Below are 16858 nucleotides of genomic sequence, written 5' to 3'. Positions count from 1 at the left end.
CTAAAAATAAGATTTTCCGTAATGAGCTGCGATGACAACAGACACCTCGTTGAGCTGAGCGAAACGAGGTGTTCTGTGACAAACACCCTATAAATCCCCATGCAGATTACGCCAGCAAGCTAAGCTTTCTGCAGATAGAAAATTGTGTACCCACCTTTGGTCAGGCTGACTGAGCATAAAGCGATACGTGCCAAACCAATGCCATTGCGAAAAATCTATAAGTACCAGCAATAGGGAAACATAAATGACAGTGAAGGAAGCAGTACCTGTCCAGGATGAAAAGCCGCCAGTTCAGGAACAAAGCCTGATTGAGCCAGTTGGATTCACCCCGGTACAAATAAAATCTACCCGCGCGCGACTCTTTCTTTCTAAGCGAGCATTGATTGTCGCAGGTTGCCTTTTACTCGCTATTTTTGCACTCAGCTATCTGATTATGGCGCGGTCATTAATCTTTGATACCAACCCGGTTGATGCCCGCATCAAAGTCAGTGGGTTCGCCATCCCTCTGGGCGATGGCCATTTGGTTTTACCTGGTAATTATCAATTCACGATCAGTGCCGACGGCTACTTACCCCAGAGCGGCGAAGTCGAAGTAAAACGTGACGGACACAGTCGCCACTCTGTTTCCCTGGAAAAACTTCCAGGCCACCTACAGGTTAAAACAACGCCCCCTGTACCAGTAAAAATCCTTATCAATGGACGGGAAGTACCCAATAAAAATGGTCTTGTGGAAGCAATCAACGCAGGTCCTATGCGTGTGACTGTCCTATCAGACCGGTACTTGCCGTTCACCCGTGAAATCAATGTTGAGGGGCTAGACAATACCCACACACTGGAGGCCGCGCTTCGACCGGCCTGGGCCAATATCACCGTCAGCAGCAACCCTCCCGGGGCCACGGTCACGGTTGAAGGAAAAGTTCTCGGCAGAACACCACTGACCACTGAGTTAGTTCAGGGCGACAGAACCGTATCCATTTCACTGCCGGAACATAAAACTGTCGATATTCCTGTCGCTGTTACAGCCGGTGTCGATCAAACGCTAGCAACCGTCAGCCTGGGACCTGCTGATGGACTTTTACGCGTTGTTACCACCCCAGAGGGAGCGGGAGTGACAGTCAACGGAGAGTTTCGAGGTCATACCCCACTGGAACTGGAATTGGCCTCCGGCCACAGGCATAGACTTCGCTTCTTCAAGGATGGCTACGCCTCTATTGAGCACACTGTTGACCTCGGTGCTGGAACACAGCGTGACCTGAATATAAACCTAAATGCTGTGTACGGCAGGGTTCACGTCAGTAGCGTCCCTCCAGATGCGGAAGTTTACATTGATGGTCAATACGCCGGGAACAGTGGACAAACTTTCAACCTGCCAGCTCGCAGCCATAACATTGTCGTACGCAAACAGGGCTACCAGGAATTTGACACTCGTGTCATTCCCAGCACCAAACTGGAGCAAACTGTCAGGGCGGTACTGCTTACATCCGAACAAGCGCGCTGGAGAGAAACCCCATCAACTTTGCGTCACGCAGCTGGCGGCACCATGAAACTCATGCGCCCCAACGCCGTATTTACCATGGGATCATCCCGGCGAGAACAGGGGCGGCGGGCAAACGAGGTTATGCGTCAGGTATCTCTAAATCGGCCTTTCTATATTGGGACCACTGAAGTTACCAACCGGGAATATCGGCGTTTCAAGCGCCTGCATACCTCAAGCCATGTCAATGGTGTCAGTCTCGACAATGACAATCTGCCAGTTGTAAATGTCAGTTGGGTAGAGGCAGTGCTATTTTGCAATTGGCTCAGTGAAAGAGACGGCCTTGCACCGGTCTATTTGACGGAAGCCGGGCGTGTTGTTGGCTTTGATGGCGCAGCCAACGGTTATCGTTTACCGACTGAAGCCGAATGGGCCTGGGTTGCACGATACGATCAAGGCACCATGAAAAAATTCCCTTGGGGAAATGAGCTACCAATAAAGAGCAATTCCGGAAACTACGCAGATACTACTGCCACAAAACTAGTTCCTGCAGTCCTTCGCACCTACAGTGATCGTTACGCAGCTACCTCACCGGTAGGTAGCTACAGTCCTAATGCTTTTGGTATTTATGACTTGGGTGGAAATGTCTCTGAATGGATTCACGATCTATACACGATAGGGACCGGATTATCCCGACGTATCGAAGAAAACCCTGTCGGTCCAGAGGATGGGGACTTCCATGTAATCCGTGGTTCCAGCTGGCGTCATTCGGGACTGACTGAGTTGCGCCTCTCCTACCGTGATTACGGAGAATCCGCTCGTAATGATATTGGCTTCCGCCTTGCCCGCTGGGTGAATTAGGAGACTAGTGTGAAATTTTTATTACTTACCTTACTGCTTCTATTTATCAACTTCGTGTACGCAGAAGATGAAAACAAGCCGGAAGAGAACCAACAAACAGCGGCAGTAACCCCCAAGAAAGAAGCACCAATAACTAGGAATAAAAGTAATTCAGATGACTATAAGGCCTCGGAAGAAATCTCCGAAGACTTATCGGTTTCCTTTCCCGTAGATATATAGAAATAGCTTCTAGCGAGTATCGCCATGAAATTTAAATCATCAGATTTTGTCTTCCAGGTCTTTGCTCTTCTGGGGTCTATTATTTTGGTCCACGCGATTTATGTCGCCATTATTCGCCCTAATGCAGATGCGCTAATTGAGGAGCAACTGGCGAGGGAGGCCGCTGGGGAAACCTACGTTCAACAACGCTCTATCTACATTGTGATGCGCGACTATGAGCAAGAGGCCTGCTTTGTTCTGATGTTGTGGGCAATGGCCATTATGGGACTAAAGGCACAGAGAAGCATTCGCGAGCGAAAATTACTGGACAAGGCTCTACTTAATATCAGCGAGGGAACTCCTATTCTTCCCGAGGATACCCGTGATTTATCCCGCCCGATACAAGCCCTTCCTGAAGAGGAACGACGATATTTAGTTCCCAGGGCACTACTCACCGCCCTGCAGAGATTCGGTTCTACCAAGAATGTCGCCGCCGTTTCCAACTCTGTAAAAGAGGTTTGCGAAACTGAGGGAGACAGACTCGATTCTGAACTGGCAATGGTTCGCTATATTACCTGGGCTATTCCATCTATCGGATTTATTGGCACGGTACGAGGTATCGGCGAAGCATTATCACAGGCGCATAGAGCCGTAGAGGGGGATATAGCTGGCGTGACGGTAAGTCTGGGGGTCGCGTTTAACTCTACCTTTATCGCCCTGGTAATTAGTATCGTCATTATGTTTTTTACTCACCAGCTACAACTCATGCAGGAGCGCCTGGTGTTGGATACACAAAGTTACTGTGACAACCGCTTACTGCGTTTCCTGAAAATCAGCTAGCGGTTTTACCTGAATAAGTCGTAGCGAGGAATAAACCCATGGGACAAGGCGTCCTGGAAATAAATGACTGCGGATTACGTGTATTTTCAAATACTAACGAAGTACTGGAAAGTCCTGGAATTGCAGTTATTGAACACAATAAAATTCATATTGGTACCTCAGCTCAAATGCGTGCCAGGAGCCATCCGACTCAGGTTAACAACCAGTTTTGGAGAAGACTGAGCCTCGAGTCGCTAAAGTCAGAAAATCAACGCTGCCGCCACCATGCCGACTTGGTCTACTGCCACCTTCAGGAAATAGCGGAGCACTGTGACCTTCCCGATGAAATTGTTCTCGCTGTTCCCGGCAATTTTACCCACGAACAACTGGCCTTACTTCTGGGAGTTATTAAAGTCAGCGATATCAATATCGTAGGCATTGTTGATGCAGCAACCGCGTGCCTGGGTAATTTGGCTCCTGCAGGAATCCAACTGCATATCGACCTACAACTCCACCAGACACTGGTAACAAAGATTGCTGTGGATAAGCAAGCCACGGTGAAAACGGTAGAAACTGTTGCCGACGCAGGACTACACAACTTCCAGGAATCCTGGGCTCGCGTATTTACCGATGCATTTATTATGCAGTGCCGATTTGACCCTCTCCATTCAGCTGAATCAGAACAGCAACTCTATGATTTGATGCCCCAGTGGACTGATCGAGCGATGCGTCACGGAGAAGTTCTAGCTGAACTTGATGATCGAACAGCAAAGATCAGCCTGCGGCAGCTTCAAGATGCAACAACCCCTCTCCTATCCCGTATACGAGCAATGATTGAAAACCTGGAGGAAAGTCAAAGTGTGAGTTTTATCTCCCATCGCTGGGCTGATATCCCAGGGGGAATTCAATTGGCCCAACGTGTACATCTTCTCTCAAGAGACTCCATTGCACATGCCATCAATCATCGCTGGAAAGAATTACGCAGTGATAGCAGTACATTGAAACTGATCAACTCTGTCACTGCCCTCCCCCCCAACGAGGTCAAAGTGCATGTAGAGAAATCCTCAGAAACCCTAGCGACACATTTACTTTTTGGCCACAAGGCACTGGCCGCCCAGGAACCTCTATTCGTTTTCTGGCATGACGAGAAATTTCAAGTCACCCCAACACCACCGGAGCACCCTGCCGCAACAGTCACAAATCATGCCGGCAGACTTGCTTTGCGGGTGGATGCTGGAATTCAGCTCACACTCAATGGAAAAGAGATTGAGTCACCCGTTAATCTCAATGCCGGCGATACAATTGGAGTTGCAGATTATCAAGATGTGATAACTGCGATTAGCGTGGAGCGATATGGGGCGTAAAAAGCGTCGTTTTTCCACATTTAGCCTGTCCTTCCTCGATATCATGTCCTGTGGTTTTGGGGCAGTAGCGTTAATTTTTCTTATTATCAAACACGGCTCCGATCACCAAGTTGAAGTAGAGACTGAAGATCTCACTGCCGAGGTGAACCTTCTGGAAGAGGAGGTGGAATTTGGACAGGAACACTTAGTTCAAGCCAGAAATACTCTGGATATCGTTAGTGATGAACTGGTTGAGGCTCAAGGGCTTGCCAGACGCATTTTGGAGCAAATAGAGGAAACCAAAGGCAATATCGCTGAAATCGACAGTATCGATGAAGAAGAGGATATCAAGAGGCTACAAGATAAACTCAAAAAACTGGAGCAGGCGAAAAAGAACCTTGAGGAAGAAAATAAAAAGCTGGGAAATAACGTTCGCAAATTTGTCGGTGATGGAGATCGTCAATACCTCACCGGCCTGCGCCTAGGCGGTAATCGCATCCTGATACTATTGGATTCATCGGCGTCTATGCTCGGCGACGAGCTTATTAAAATAATACGCGCCCGTAACATGTCTTCACCGGTAAAACGCAAAACTGAAAAATGGCGCAGGGCCGTCAGCACAGTCTCCTGGCTTACTGCTCAGTTTCCCAGAGATAGCCAATACCAGATCTATACTTTTAATACCTCTTTTCGTGCCGCAATAGCCGGTACAGAAGATCGCTGGCTCAATGTGGATGACCGCGACCAGTTGGACCAGGCTATCAAGGGGCTAGATGAAGTAGTGCCGGAAAATGGTACCAGTCTAGAGAGAGTATTTAACGCTATTAACGCTATGACGCCACTGCCCGACAACATTATTCTCATTACCGATGGGTTACCGACCCAAGGGATGAGTGCGCCCAGAAAACCCACTATTTCGGGTAGAGACAGGCGCAGTCTATTCAAGCGCGCGGTCAAAGTGCTCCCCAAGAATATTCCCATCAATGTCATTCTTGCCCCAATGGAGGGGGACCCATTTGCGGCTAGTGAATTTTGGAAGCTGGCGATGCAAAGCAAAGGCTCTTTCCTTGCACCTTCGAGGGACTGGCCATGATAGGAGCACAAAAAAAGCGTCGCCAGGAGGAGTTCAGCATTTCCTTCCTGGATGTTATCTGCTGTGGATTTGGCGCAATTGTTTTGCTGCTGATGATCGCCAAGACTGCAGAACCGATTGTATTAGAGGAAGCTGAAGTTGACCTCGAAGGGCAGGTATTGGAACTACAGCAACAGCTGGCAGAAATCCGTGGTGAGACCACAGTTATCAACCGGGACCTAAATTCCAAGCGAGAACAAATCGATATTGAGCGCAAGAGAATTGCCAACCTGCGCGGTGAGTTGGAAGCACTTCAAGCAGAATTTGCCAGTAAAACCGAAGGGCAAAGTGAGGATGGCAAACTCAAAGGTGAGCTGACCATTGCACTACAATCCATCACTGATGAAATGCGTCGCCTACTGGGCGAGAACTACCAGCGTAAAAACAATGTTATTGGCGGAATCCCTGTCGACAGCGAATACATTCTCTTCATTATCGACACCTCCGGCAGTATGTTTAATTACGGCTGGGACCGAATGATGGCGGAGATGGTCAATACTCTAGACCTTTATCCCAATGTTAAAGGTATCCAGGTCATGAATGATATGGGGGACTATATGTTCTTCAATTATCGAAACAAGTGGATACCTGATACCCCAGGGCGCCGCCAAGCGATACTAAAGCGGTTGAAGTCCTGGAATCCTTTTAGTAACTCCAGCCCTGTTGAAGGTATCCAGAAAGCCGTCCGCAGCTTTTATGATCCCAGTAAGAAAATCAGTATTTATGTGCTTGGCGATGAATTCACCGGAAAATCAATCCGCAGGGTTATGTTAGCTGTCGAACGGGTAAATGCTAAGCACGGTGAGGGAAAACGAAATATCAGAATCCATGCAGTAGGATTCCCTGTACAGTTCTCTCGCCCTCCACACCTACAAACCACAGGACTGCGCTTTGCGGCCCTTATGCGCGAACTCACCTATCGAAACGGCGGCACTTTCGTGGGGTTGAATGACTTTCGCTAGTTAAATGATTCAAGGAGGAACATATGAGGTATAGGTCGACTTCCTTTGGACACCTAAAGGTACTTATTCTTGTAAGTTTCTTCCTGGGTGCTTGCAGTCATACAGTACAGGTGGATGGCAATTACCCTGCCCCAATAGGCGATCAATTGCCAATAACAGTAGGCTTCTACCTCAGTGAGGACTTTAAAAGTTTCACTTATAAAGAAGACAGTGAAGATCGTGAAGAATGGAATATAAGCACAGGCAGAGCACAAAAAAATCTGTTTGAAACAGTATTGGGTTCCATGTTTACCGATACCGTATCTCTATCCAGTTATCCACAAGAAGTCCCCGCCAATGTCGAACTGGTGATAGTTCCAGAAGTGCGAGAGCTGCAGTTCACAATGCCCAGAGAGACAAGAGTCAATATTTTTGAGGTATGGATTAAATACAACATGACCGCATTTGACCCCAGTGGCGGACAGGTTGCCAACTGGGTAATAACCGCATACGGAAAAACCCCTACCGCATTTTTACAGTCCCAGGAACAGGCATTAACTCAGGCGATAAATATCGCCCTGCGCGATGCCGGAGCAAATCTCTATACCGGGTTTGGGAAAGTTCCTGAACTACAGGCCTTTCTCTCTGGGAAGCGCCGATCGCTATCACTGAGAGAAATCAAGGTGAAAGCCAAAAAGGCTGAATAAGAGGAGTAAATCGTGTTCAAGCCACTTCTAGTTGCAGCGATAGTCTTTATTAGCGGTTGTACCACTGTCGTAATTGATGAGTATCGACGCTCCGATGGTGAGCTTGCCGAAGGAGATTCCGTCGTCATCCTCGGCCGTCGTCATTCCAGTGAATATGAAACAGAGCCTGATTTAATTGCTTGTGTTGGTAGAGAACTACACAACCCTGAGTTAGGTGTAAACATTATTCCAGAGCAAGACTTTGTCGATCTTATGTACCCCTGGTTTGAACCCAGGACAGCACCTATGCATGTTCGCTCCCTAGATCGCCTGATGGAAAATGAAAGTGTCCGTGAGCGAATGGAAACCTATGGAGTGAAGTACATCGTCTGGATTGATGGTTCGACGGAGACCACAGCCAGTGCCGGCTCTATCAGCTGTACCATCAGTACCGGGGGTGCAGGGTGCTTTGGCTTTGGGACCTGGGATAAAGAATCTGACTACGAAGCAGCAGTATGGGATTTCAGGGACCGCGAACTGTCTGGGAAACTTAGCGCAGATGCCAAAGGAACCTCCTATATGCCCGCAATCGTGGTTCCAATACCACTAATCGCCAGAGTCCAGAATAATGCCTGTAAAGGAATGGCGCTGCAGCTCCAACAATTCTTGATGCCAGCAGTAACACCCAGTTCATAAAAATTAAGACGCTACGGGAGGCCAGGGGTAATGAAATTTATCGAGCGTGTTTTTGCCAGCGCTATCCTAATACTCAGTGCAGGCTGTGCATTTAACCCTGCCACCAATAAGCCTGACCTGGTTCTAATGTCTGAGGACAAGGAGATCTCCATCGGTCGGGAGATGCATGAAAAGCTGATAGAGAGCACTCCAATCTATAAAGACCCAGTCCTAACCGCTTATGTTAATCATGTCGGGCAAAAAGTTGCCGCCGCCAGCGACAGACCGGATATCAAGTACCAATTTACGATCATCGACAGCCAGGATATCAACGCATTTGCCCTTCCCGGTGGGTATATCTACATCAACCGAGGCCTTCTAACTTACCTGCACTCAGAAGCTGAAATGGCCGCTGTACTAGCTCATGAGATTGGCCATATCACCGCCCGTCATGCGGTAAGGCAAAAAACAGCTGCGACCGGAGCCAGCGTTGTATCAGTATTGTCAGTTTTGGTTACCGGTAGTGGTGTAGTCGGAGATGTTGCAAATTTATATAGCACCGCTGCAGTGAAGGGTTACGGCCGCGAGATGGAACTGGAAGCCGATCGCTTCGGCGCCCAGTATATGTTCAACGCTGGTTATGACCCCCAGGCTATGATCAATGTTATTGGGCTATTAAAGGATCAGGAGACATTTGCCCGACGCCGTGCCCGTATTGAGGGCAAGAAACCGCAAACTTACCACGGTGTTTTTGCATCTCACCCTAGAAATGACCTTCGCCTACAGGAAGTTGTAAACGCTGCGGGCCAGCTTCCCGAAGATAACAAAGAAACCAAAGTAGAATACTATCGGGAAAAAACAGATGGCCTTGTGTACGGACAAAACACACAGCAGTCCACTAAAAATCGCTACAATCACAAGCGGCTGGGCTTCTCCCTTTTATTTCCCGATGGCTGGTTGGTAGAAAATCAACGTTCAGCCATTGTCGGCTCTGCACCTGATAAAAGTGCACAAATTACCATTACAGTTACCCAACGCGATGGCAACCAGCCCGCTGACATGGCTCTGCGCTCAGAGTTCGATCTACGACAACTGGAGAAAGGGGAGAAACTCAATCAATATCGACTTGAAGGCCATACCGGAAAAATTCCACCGCTTGAAAAAGAGGATGCAGATCCAGACAGAATTGCGGTAATTTTTTATGGTAGCAGACAATTTGTACTGCAGGGAAAAGTCACAAATGATGAAGACTCAGATCCAGAAGCTATTGATAAATATGACAATTTATTCCTGACCAGCATTAGAAGCTTCAGGCCGCTACGACAAACTGACATTGTAGAAGAGAAGGACATCAAACGCTTGCGCTACGTCCAGGCCAATGAAAAAACTACTTTTGCCTCCCTGGCAAAACATATGGAAATCGGCGAATATGCAGAGGAGCAATTACGCCTCTTAAATGGTTATTATCCCCGAGGAGAACCCAAGCCCGGAGAATGGATAAAGATCGTTCAATAATTTTATAAGAATCAGCCCCTAATCCTTTTTCTATCACCCCCCAAAATTTTGGAGGGTTAGTGTCTATCTGAAAATAAAAGATAATAATAAGGAGTAAGTGATGAATGGCATGATGATGCAATCCCAGCTCATCCTCACCGGTATTATGAAGCATGCTCTAAGCAACTCACCGGATAGTGAGATTGTTTCAGTTACCTTGGATAACCCCGATTTTCGTTATAGCTATCAACAAGCTTTTGAGCGAGTCTCGCAATTGGCAAATGCACTACAAAAGCTTGGAGCCAATGATGGAGATCGAATTGGTACTCTTGCCTGGAACGATCACCGGCATTTTGAACTCTACTACGCAACTTCTTGCAGCGGGCTCATTTGCCATACCATTAACCCCCGGCTTTTCCCTGAGCAAATATCTTACATTATTGAGCATGCCGCAGATCGATGGCTGTTTATTGATCCACTATTTATGCCCCTAATCGAATCTCTGGCAGAATATCTAGATTCGATTGAAGGCATCATTGTGCTAACTGATAAAGCACATATGCCCGCCACAAGCCTGAGCAATGTTTACTGCTATGAAACATTGATTGCAGCAGAGCCCACTGAGTTTCAATGGCCTGAATTAGAGGAAGAGAGTGCAGCAGCACTCTGTTATACATCAGGCACAACAGGCAATCCCAAAGGGGTGCTTTATTCCCATCGCTCTCTGATGCTGCATACCTACGGCGTATTGATGCCAGATGTCTTTGCGATTAGAAGGGACGAAGCCATATTGCCTGTTGTTCCCATGTTTCACGTCAACGCCTGGTCAATACCCTATGCGGCACCGGCTGTTGGAGCAAAACTCGTGTTACCTGGCCCCAAAATGGGGTGTGGAGAAACGCTCAGTCAATTAATTCAAAAGGAAGCCGTTACTATCGCTGCCGGCGTTCCAACCGTTTGGCTCGCCCTGCTCAAGTACCTGCGGGAAAGTGAAGAGACCCTACCCAGCTTGAATCGAGTAGTCGTGGGTGGATCGGCTTGCCCCTGGAGTATTATGGAGGAATTCGAGCAAAAGCATGGGGTATATACCCATCACGCCTGGGGCATGACTGAAATGAGCCCGCTGGGAACCTACAATGCCCGCATACCTGAGAACCTCTCTAAAGACGAAGCACAGGCCCTCAGGCTCAAGCAGGGTCGAGCGGGCTTTGGGGTCGAGATGCGTATTGTAGACCCCGAGGGAAATACCTTGGCACAAGACGGGCTGGCTTTTGGAGCCCTTCAAGTGCGTGGTCCCTGGGTCTGTGAGCGCTACTACCAATCCAAAGAGTCAGCACTTACCGAAGACGGCTGGTTTGATACTGGTGACGTTGCCACGATCGATGCTGACGGCTACCTGACAATCACTGATCGCACTAAGGATGTTATCAAGTCCGGCGGCGAGTGGATTTCCTCTATTGAGCTGGAGAATTTTGCTATGACACAGGCGGGAGTAGCCGAAGCCGCTGTTATTGGGGTTGCCCATGAAAAGTGGGCTGAGCGGCCTCTCCTGATCATTGTTCCTGCTGAAGGCAAAACACTAAAAACTGAGGAGATTCTGGCATCCTTTAAAGGGCATTTTGCCAACTGGTGGATTCCCGATGACTGTGTCATTGCCAAGGAAATCCCCCATACGGCTACAGGCAAAGTCAGCAAAAAAGACCTTCGAGAAATCTATGCCGACTATCTATGGTCTCACGAAGCCACTGTGTGAAGGGGATTAAGACGCTTTTGGCAGGCATCATCGCGGCATAGCAAAGCGTTGCACTGTAATAACGCAATTTTACCTACCTCAAGTCTTGATTAAATTTTGACGGCGCCGAAATAGCGCCGTTTTAGAGTGCTTAACTTCCTGTTAATACCTAAACCAGCGGTTCCTCTGTAGGCGACAATCTTTGCTTGCTGACTATTAACCCTTATCGATTCATGGTTTCCGGGCTGACTGGATATCGGTTTATCTTCTATTGACTTACCTAGGCGCACTAGCCAACCAGAATTGTCTAGAATTATCTTGAGTAGAAGTATCTGACTGTGGATATCCTGGAATATCTCAGTCCATGTGAGAGGGAATAGGGAATTTACACTTCCTTGCGTTGGATGGCACTGGCTTACAATCTAGCCATTATCATACTCCTCACAGCAACGGCATTTACTCATTAACGAGGAAGTCACAATGAAGAAATTATTCAGTTTGGTAATCGCTGCAATAATTACCATTTCTGCAAATACCCTAGCTTGGGCAGATAATGACCATGCCGCACAACTTGCGGAGCGCTTAGAGGCAACTAAAGCCAAGCTTAACCTCTCTGATGAGCAGGTAGAAAAAGTAAAGCCAATCCTGGAATCAGCCAATGAACAACGCCGCCAAGTGCTTGCAAAATACGGCGTTAACATAGAAAGTCCCTCTGGCGCTATCCAAAAGATGAGCTTTCGTGAGAAGCGCCAGTTAGGCAAAGAAATGGCCGCTATCAGAAAATCTACGCTCAGTGAAATGTCCACCGTACTGACGGATCAGCAATTAGCAGAGTTCAAAAAACTTCAAGAAGAAAATCGAGCAGCCTTCAAAGCCAAGCTTCAAGAGAGAAGAAATTAGAGTGTCCAGGGTTCATAATGCCTATCAGATAGACGAAGCCGCGCTGAATAGCTCTACGCTCGCTCTGCGAAAGCCTCGCCCCGACGGGGCTCTCGTATTCAGTTATATCCCTGTCATATTTCTCTGCTAGAAAGTGCCCCACAATTCATCACGGGCCTTTATCACATGTTAAAAAACCTTCTATCAGTAGTGTTGATTGGCTTTTCTGTAGCCGCAACACTAACCTGCGCGGACAACTTTGATCAGAGAAATAAACAAACTATTGTGGTAGCTCATAGAGGTGCCTCAGCCTACCTACCTGAACACACCCTCGAATCCAAAGCGCTGGCTTACGGTATGCGTCCAGACTATATCGAGCAAGATTTGGTACTCAGCAAAGATGATCACTTGATCGTAATGCACGATATTTATCTAGATAGCGTAACTAATGTCGCCAACGTTTTTCCCCAGCGCGCTCGCGATGATGGTCACTTTTACACTATCGATTTTACCCTGACCGAACTTAAACAGCTTCAGGTATCAGAGCCCTTCATAGATAGTGAGGATGGACTTCAAGCAAAATACCCTGAGAGATTTCCAATATGGAAATCTAGCTTTAAGCTGTCCACCTTTGAGGAAGAACTGGAATTGATCCAGGGGCTTAACCGATCCCTGGGCTACGATATTGGCATCTACCCGGAGATTAAAAAACCCTACTTCCATCACTGGGAAGGAAAAGATATTGCCTCTATAGCTTTGCAATCACTCAAAAAATACGGCTATACCGATCGCGATCACAAAGTTTTCTTCCAGTGCTTTGACGCAGAAGAGCTCCAGCGAATTAAATTTGAACTAATGCCCTCCATGGGGATGGATCTATCATTAGTTCAATTGATCGCCGCCACCGACTGGGGGGAAAAATTGGTCGAAGTGAATGGAGAAATTGAAAAGTACAATTATGACTGGATGCTGCAACAGGAGGGCTTGCGCAAAATCGCCACCTACGCAGATGGGATTGGCCCCTGGTATCCTATGTTAATGGAAGTGACGGATGGCCAACCAAGAGCTAACAGTGTTGTCCGCCGGGCACACCGCAGACAACTAGAGGTTCACCCCTACACCTTCCGCGCCGATACAGGCAAGGTTCCCGAAGAATTTGAAAGCTTCGAGGACTTCCTGCATTTCGCTGTATATCAACTGCGCATTGACGGTCTCTTTACCGACCACCCCGACAGAGCCGTTAATTATCTTTCCCGGGGACATAGGGATCGTTAAAAATGAAATCAAAAAAAAGGCCGCATAGCGCGGCCTTTTTTACTTAATCAAACTTGGAGAAGTCCGCTGGTCTCTTCTCCATAAAGGCCATAGCAGCCTCTTTAAACTCATCAGAGGCGAGGCGCTCCTTAAAGTAACGGCCTTCGTCTTGAATAAACTCTAACCCTTTCTCTTGAGTTGCTCTGCGCAAAAGCTGCTTAGTTAAACGCAGGGCGGCCGGAGCTTTCCTCGCTAACTCAGCTGCGGCTTCACGTGCTCGAACTATGGCCTGTTCTGGCGCCACTGCGGCATTACAGATACCAATCTCAACGGCTTCCTGAGCACTAAAACGCTTGCTCAACAGTAATAGTTCAGAAGCTTTAGCATGGCCGGCGATCCTGGGCAATAAGTAGCTGGAGCCATACTCTGGACACAGCCCCAGGTCCACAAACGGCATCTGGAACATGGCGTCGTCTCCAGCAAAAGACAGGTCGCAATGCAACAGCATGGTCGTACCAATACCTACTGCGGGGCCATTAACAGCTGCAACTACCGGCTTGGGGAAGTGGTAAAGAGCACTCATAAACTGGAAAACCGGAGACTCCTCCCCTTCGGCAGAGCCGCCCAGGAAATCTGTCAGGTCGTTACCACTGGTGAATATGCCCTCAGCACCGGTAATAATCGCGACGCGAACATCCGGGTTTGTAGCTGCGCTATTCAATAACCCTGCCATCGCGGTATACATGGCCATAGTCAGGGCATTTTTGCGCCCGGGTCGATTAATCGTAATCTCGAGGATGCGGTCCTTAAGCTGAGCCTGAATTTCAGCGCATTCGCTTTGCATATTGTTCTCCGGGGTAAGAAGTAGATTGGGCTACTTCAGTAGCCTAATTATGGAACCCCAACGGAAGCCACTTTTAATCCGCTGTAGGCCATCTATTTAGGAGATTCATATTAACCGCTACTCCCAGAGGTTCGAGTTCCTAATCAACCACTTTCGTTGACGGGATTAACCCGGTCACCAGTGACCGGGCCCTCTAGGTAACCAGCAACAGTAATCAAACTTTATTGGCTGAATCCCGGCGCAGAGGTTGGCACATGCAATGAACGCCACCGCCCCCCGGAGTGATCATAGAAATATCCGGGTCGATAACTTCCAAACCATGTGCGCGACACTTCTCCGCCAGCCCAGTATTGGTCTTAGGCAGCATCACTCGATCGTTCCCCAGGGCAACGACATTCACTCCAAGTTCCAATACCTGCGGGAAGGGAATATCGATAATCTCTATATTTCGGCTTTTAAACCACTGCACCAGCTCCGGCTCAACGGCATCAATGCAAATCGCTGCCAGCTTTTCCGCAAGCATGGCTACCATCACATCAATATGCAGGAAGAACGGATCGAACTGGTAGCCTTTAACTTCCCAGCCCTCTTTTTCCACCCAACTTTTCATCTGCTCAAACCCCTGCGGGCTGGTGCGTTCGCCGGAGTAGCCACACAGAATGACGCCGGGCTCTAACACCATAAAATCACCGCCCTCCAGAGAGCCTGCGGTGATAATGTCGTAAATAGGGATATCCAGCTCTGCATATTTCTTCACTATGGGCGCCCACTCACCACGGCGCCAAGGGCTGAACATCTGAGTCACGATAGGCCCCCAAGGGGTCATTACCGAAGAATCGCGACCGTAAATTTGGTAGGGCAATGTGCTGTCCGCTGGAATTAGGTGCGTTTTCACTCCCGCGTGGCGGTAGGCATCGAGCATTTCTCCATGCTGTGCCACTGCCACCTTGTGATCAAACTTCATCCCAAGACGCTCAGCACGTCGTGCACTCGCATTGCCAGTGCGCCAACTGAAGTTATCCACAGGTCCAATTAGAACATCCCGCAGCACACCGTATTCTGAATCCATCCCCCACTCACTCAGGGGGGCCGTACCGCCGTTATCCTGACGGTACTTCAAAGTAAAATTACCCATTCGCCTATATTCCAACTTGTTATCAATTATGCCGAAACAAAGACAGTGCATCGCCTGCAGATCGCAGAAGCACTACCTTAACTGCTACCTATACCAATTCCGCACTGTTTAGCATTGCATGAAGCAACACATTACAACCTGCCTCCAGGTGATCTGGTTCAGCCGACTCCGCCTCATTGTGCGACAGCCCTCCTTTACAGGGCACAAAGATCATAGAGACAGGGGCAACTCGGGAGACGTATACAGAATCGTGCCCAGCACCTGAGACCATCTTGCGATTGCTATACCCCAAGGTCTGCACAGCGCTGCTAACCGAATCAATGCAATGCGTATCAAAGGCGACTGGAGGTGAGTACCACTCTTCGCGGATATCTATTCTGGTACCCGTCTGTTCCTGCACTTTTTCAGCTGCTTTATACAAAGCTTCATGCAGGTGGTTTAGCCCTTCGGGCAAGGGGTGTCGTAGATCCAGTGCCAATACAACCTCTTCGGGAACAGTGTTGCGACTACCCGGCGCCGCCCTTAGATCCCCGCAAGTCATACGTGCATCTTCTGAATACTCTCGAACTTCGCGATACAGGCGCTCACATAAAAGAGACATTGCCTGGACTGGGTCGCGGCGATCCTCCATCGGGGTGGGGCCAGCATGACAAGGCATCCCGTAAAAAGTTACGTCATACCAACGAATGCCCTGCACGCCGGTAACAACACCAATAACTTGATCCTGCTTCTCAAGAATTGGACCCTGCTCGATATGCGCTTCAAATGAAGCCTTAATAACCCTCGGCTGAGCGGGCTCACTACCTAGATAACCGATCCGCTCCAACTCTTCACCGATGGTGATACCCGATTTGTCCGCGCGGCTGTGCCCATACTCCAAGCTAAATTCGCCAGCCCAAACCCCAGAGCCTACCATTGCAGGAGAGAAGCGTGCCCCCTCCTCATTAGTCCATACAACCACCTCTAGCGGGGCCTTGGTCCTGATGCCCTGATCTTCTACAGTGCGCAGAACTTCCAGGCCGGCAAATACGCCATATACACCGTCAAATTTGCCACCCGTGGGTTGGGTATCCAAATGAGAACCAGTCACTACCGCAGGCAAGCTGTTATCTGCTCCCGGTCGACGGGCAAAAATGTTGCCCATCTGGTCCACTCTGACCTCACAGCCTATATCTCGGCACCAGCGCACGAAAAGGTCGCGCCCTGCACGGTCTTCATCTGTCAGTGCTTGTCGATTGCATCCACCCGCTGGGGTCGCACCTATCTCAGCAATTTCCATCAGGCTATTCCAAAGGCGAGAGCCATTGACACGTAGGTTTTGTGCAGGGTTTTCCATTCAAAGAGCTCCGGGCTTTATAATGGGTCTAATATTAATCACTTTGCCGTAATTT

General features: G+C 48.6%; 15 protein-coding genes. 12 read left to right on the top strand and 3 right to left on the bottom strand.

What is annotated here, in order from left to right:
- Nucleotides 1-244 precede the first annotated feature (244 nt).
- The 12 genes from ACJJIE_RS20250 (at nt 245) to glpQ (ending at nt 13509) form a co-directional block, all read left to right on the top strand.
- Nucleotides 245-2335, top strand: a complete 2091-nt coding sequence (locus ACJJIE_RS20250; RefSeq protein WP_444892782.1) for a PEGA domain-containing protein — start codon at nt 245-247, stop codon at nt 2333-2335.
- A gap of 9 nt (nt 2336-2344) precedes the next feature.
- On the top strand, nt 2345-2554 hold the full coding sequence (locus ACJJIE_RS20245) for a hypothetical protein (protein ID WP_444892781.1): 210 nt from the start codon (nt 2345-2347) through the stop codon (nt 2552-2554).
- A gap of 24 nt (nt 2555-2578) precedes the next feature.
- Nucleotides 2579-3373 (top strand): MotA/TolQ/ExbB proton channel family protein, encoded by a 795-nt coding sequence (locus ACJJIE_RS20240; RefSeq protein WP_282934287.1) that lies wholly within the window; start codon nt 2579-2581, stop codon nt 3371-3373.
- A 38-nt stretch (nt 3374-3411) separates the two neighbouring features.
- On the top strand, nt 3412-4716 hold the full coding sequence (locus ACJJIE_RS20235; RefSeq protein WP_444892780.1) for a hypothetical protein: 1305 nt from the start codon (nt 3412-3414) through the stop codon (nt 4714-4716).
- Nucleotides 4706-5788, top strand: a complete 1083-nt coding sequence (locus tag ACJJIE_RS20230) for a vWA domain-containing protein (RefSeq protein ID WP_444892779.1) — start codon at nt 4706-4708, stop codon at nt 5786-5788. Before ACJJIE_RS20235 ends, ACJJIE_RS20230 begins: the two co-directional genes overlap by 11 nt.
- Nucleotides 5785-6789, top strand: a complete 1005-nt coding sequence (locus ACJJIE_RS20225; RefSeq protein ID WP_413664370.1) for a VWA domain-containing protein — start codon at nt 5785-5787, stop codon at nt 6787-6789. The genes ACJJIE_RS20230 and ACJJIE_RS20225 overlap by 4 nt, the downstream gene beginning before the upstream one ends.
- Nucleotides 6790-6812: 23 nt before the next feature.
- Entirely contained in the window at nt 6813-7475 is a 663-nt protein-coding gene (locus tag ACJJIE_RS20220; RefSeq protein WP_282934292.1) for a hypothetical protein, read from the top strand.
- 12 nt (nt 7476-7487) lie between these two features.
- Nucleotides 7488-8150, top strand: a complete 663-nt coding sequence (locus ACJJIE_RS20215) for a hypothetical protein (protein WP_444892778.1) — start codon at nt 7488-7490, stop codon at nt 8148-8150.
- 30 nt (nt 8151-8180) lie between these two features.
- Nucleotides 8181-9644, top strand: coding sequence for a M48 family metalloprotease (locus ACJJIE_RS20210; protein ID WP_444892777.1), 1464 nt, complete (start codon nt 8181-8183; stop codon nt 9642-9644).
- Nucleotides 9645-9744: 100 nt separating this feature from the next.
- A complete protein-coding gene (locus ACJJIE_RS20205) occupies nt 9745-11376 on the top strand; it encodes a long-chain fatty acid--CoA ligase (protein WP_444892776.1) in 1632 nt (543 codons plus the stop codon).
- A gap of 459 nt (nt 11377-11835) precedes the next feature.
- Nucleotides 11836-12255, top strand: a complete 420-nt coding sequence (locus ACJJIE_RS20200) for a hypothetical protein (RefSeq protein WP_444892775.1) — start codon at nt 11836-11838, stop codon at nt 12253-12255.
- A gap of 165 nt (nt 12256-12420) precedes the next feature.
- Entirely contained in the window at nt 12421-13509 is a 1089-nt protein-coding gene (gene glpQ / locus ACJJIE_RS20195; protein ID WP_444892774.1) for a glycerophosphodiester phosphodiesterase, read from the top strand.
- A 43-nt stretch (nt 13510-13552) separates the two neighbouring features.
- Here glpQ and ACJJIE_RS20190 read toward each other — a convergent pair whose 3' ends face one another.
- The 3 genes from ACJJIE_RS20190 to ACJJIE_RS20180 form a co-directional block, all read right to left on the bottom strand.
- On the bottom strand, nt 13553-14332 hold the full coding sequence (locus tag ACJJIE_RS20190) for an enoyl-CoA hydratase (protein WP_444892773.1): 780 nt from the start codon (nt 14330-14332) through the stop codon (nt 13553-13555).
- 214 nt (nt 14333-14546) lie between these two features.
- Nucleotides 14547-15467 carry a dimethylarginine dimethylaminohydrolase family protein gene (locus ACJJIE_RS20185; RefSeq protein ID WP_282934299.1) on the bottom strand — a complete coding sequence of 307 codons (921 nt, stop codon included), beginning with the start codon at nt 15465-15467 and terminating at the stop codon, nt 14547-14549.
- An 88-nt stretch (nt 15468-15555) separates the two neighbouring features.
- Nucleotides 15556-16803, bottom strand: coding sequence for a Zn-dependent hydrolase (locus ACJJIE_RS20180; RefSeq protein ID WP_444892772.1), 1248 nt, complete (start codon nt 16801-16803; stop codon nt 15556-15558).
- Between the last annotated feature and the right edge of the window lie 55 nt (nt 16804-16858).

This window comes from Microbulbifer maximicatervae (SeqCode) (assembly GCF_052467325.1).
This window is presented reverse-complemented; position numbering and strand designations above follow the sequence as displayed.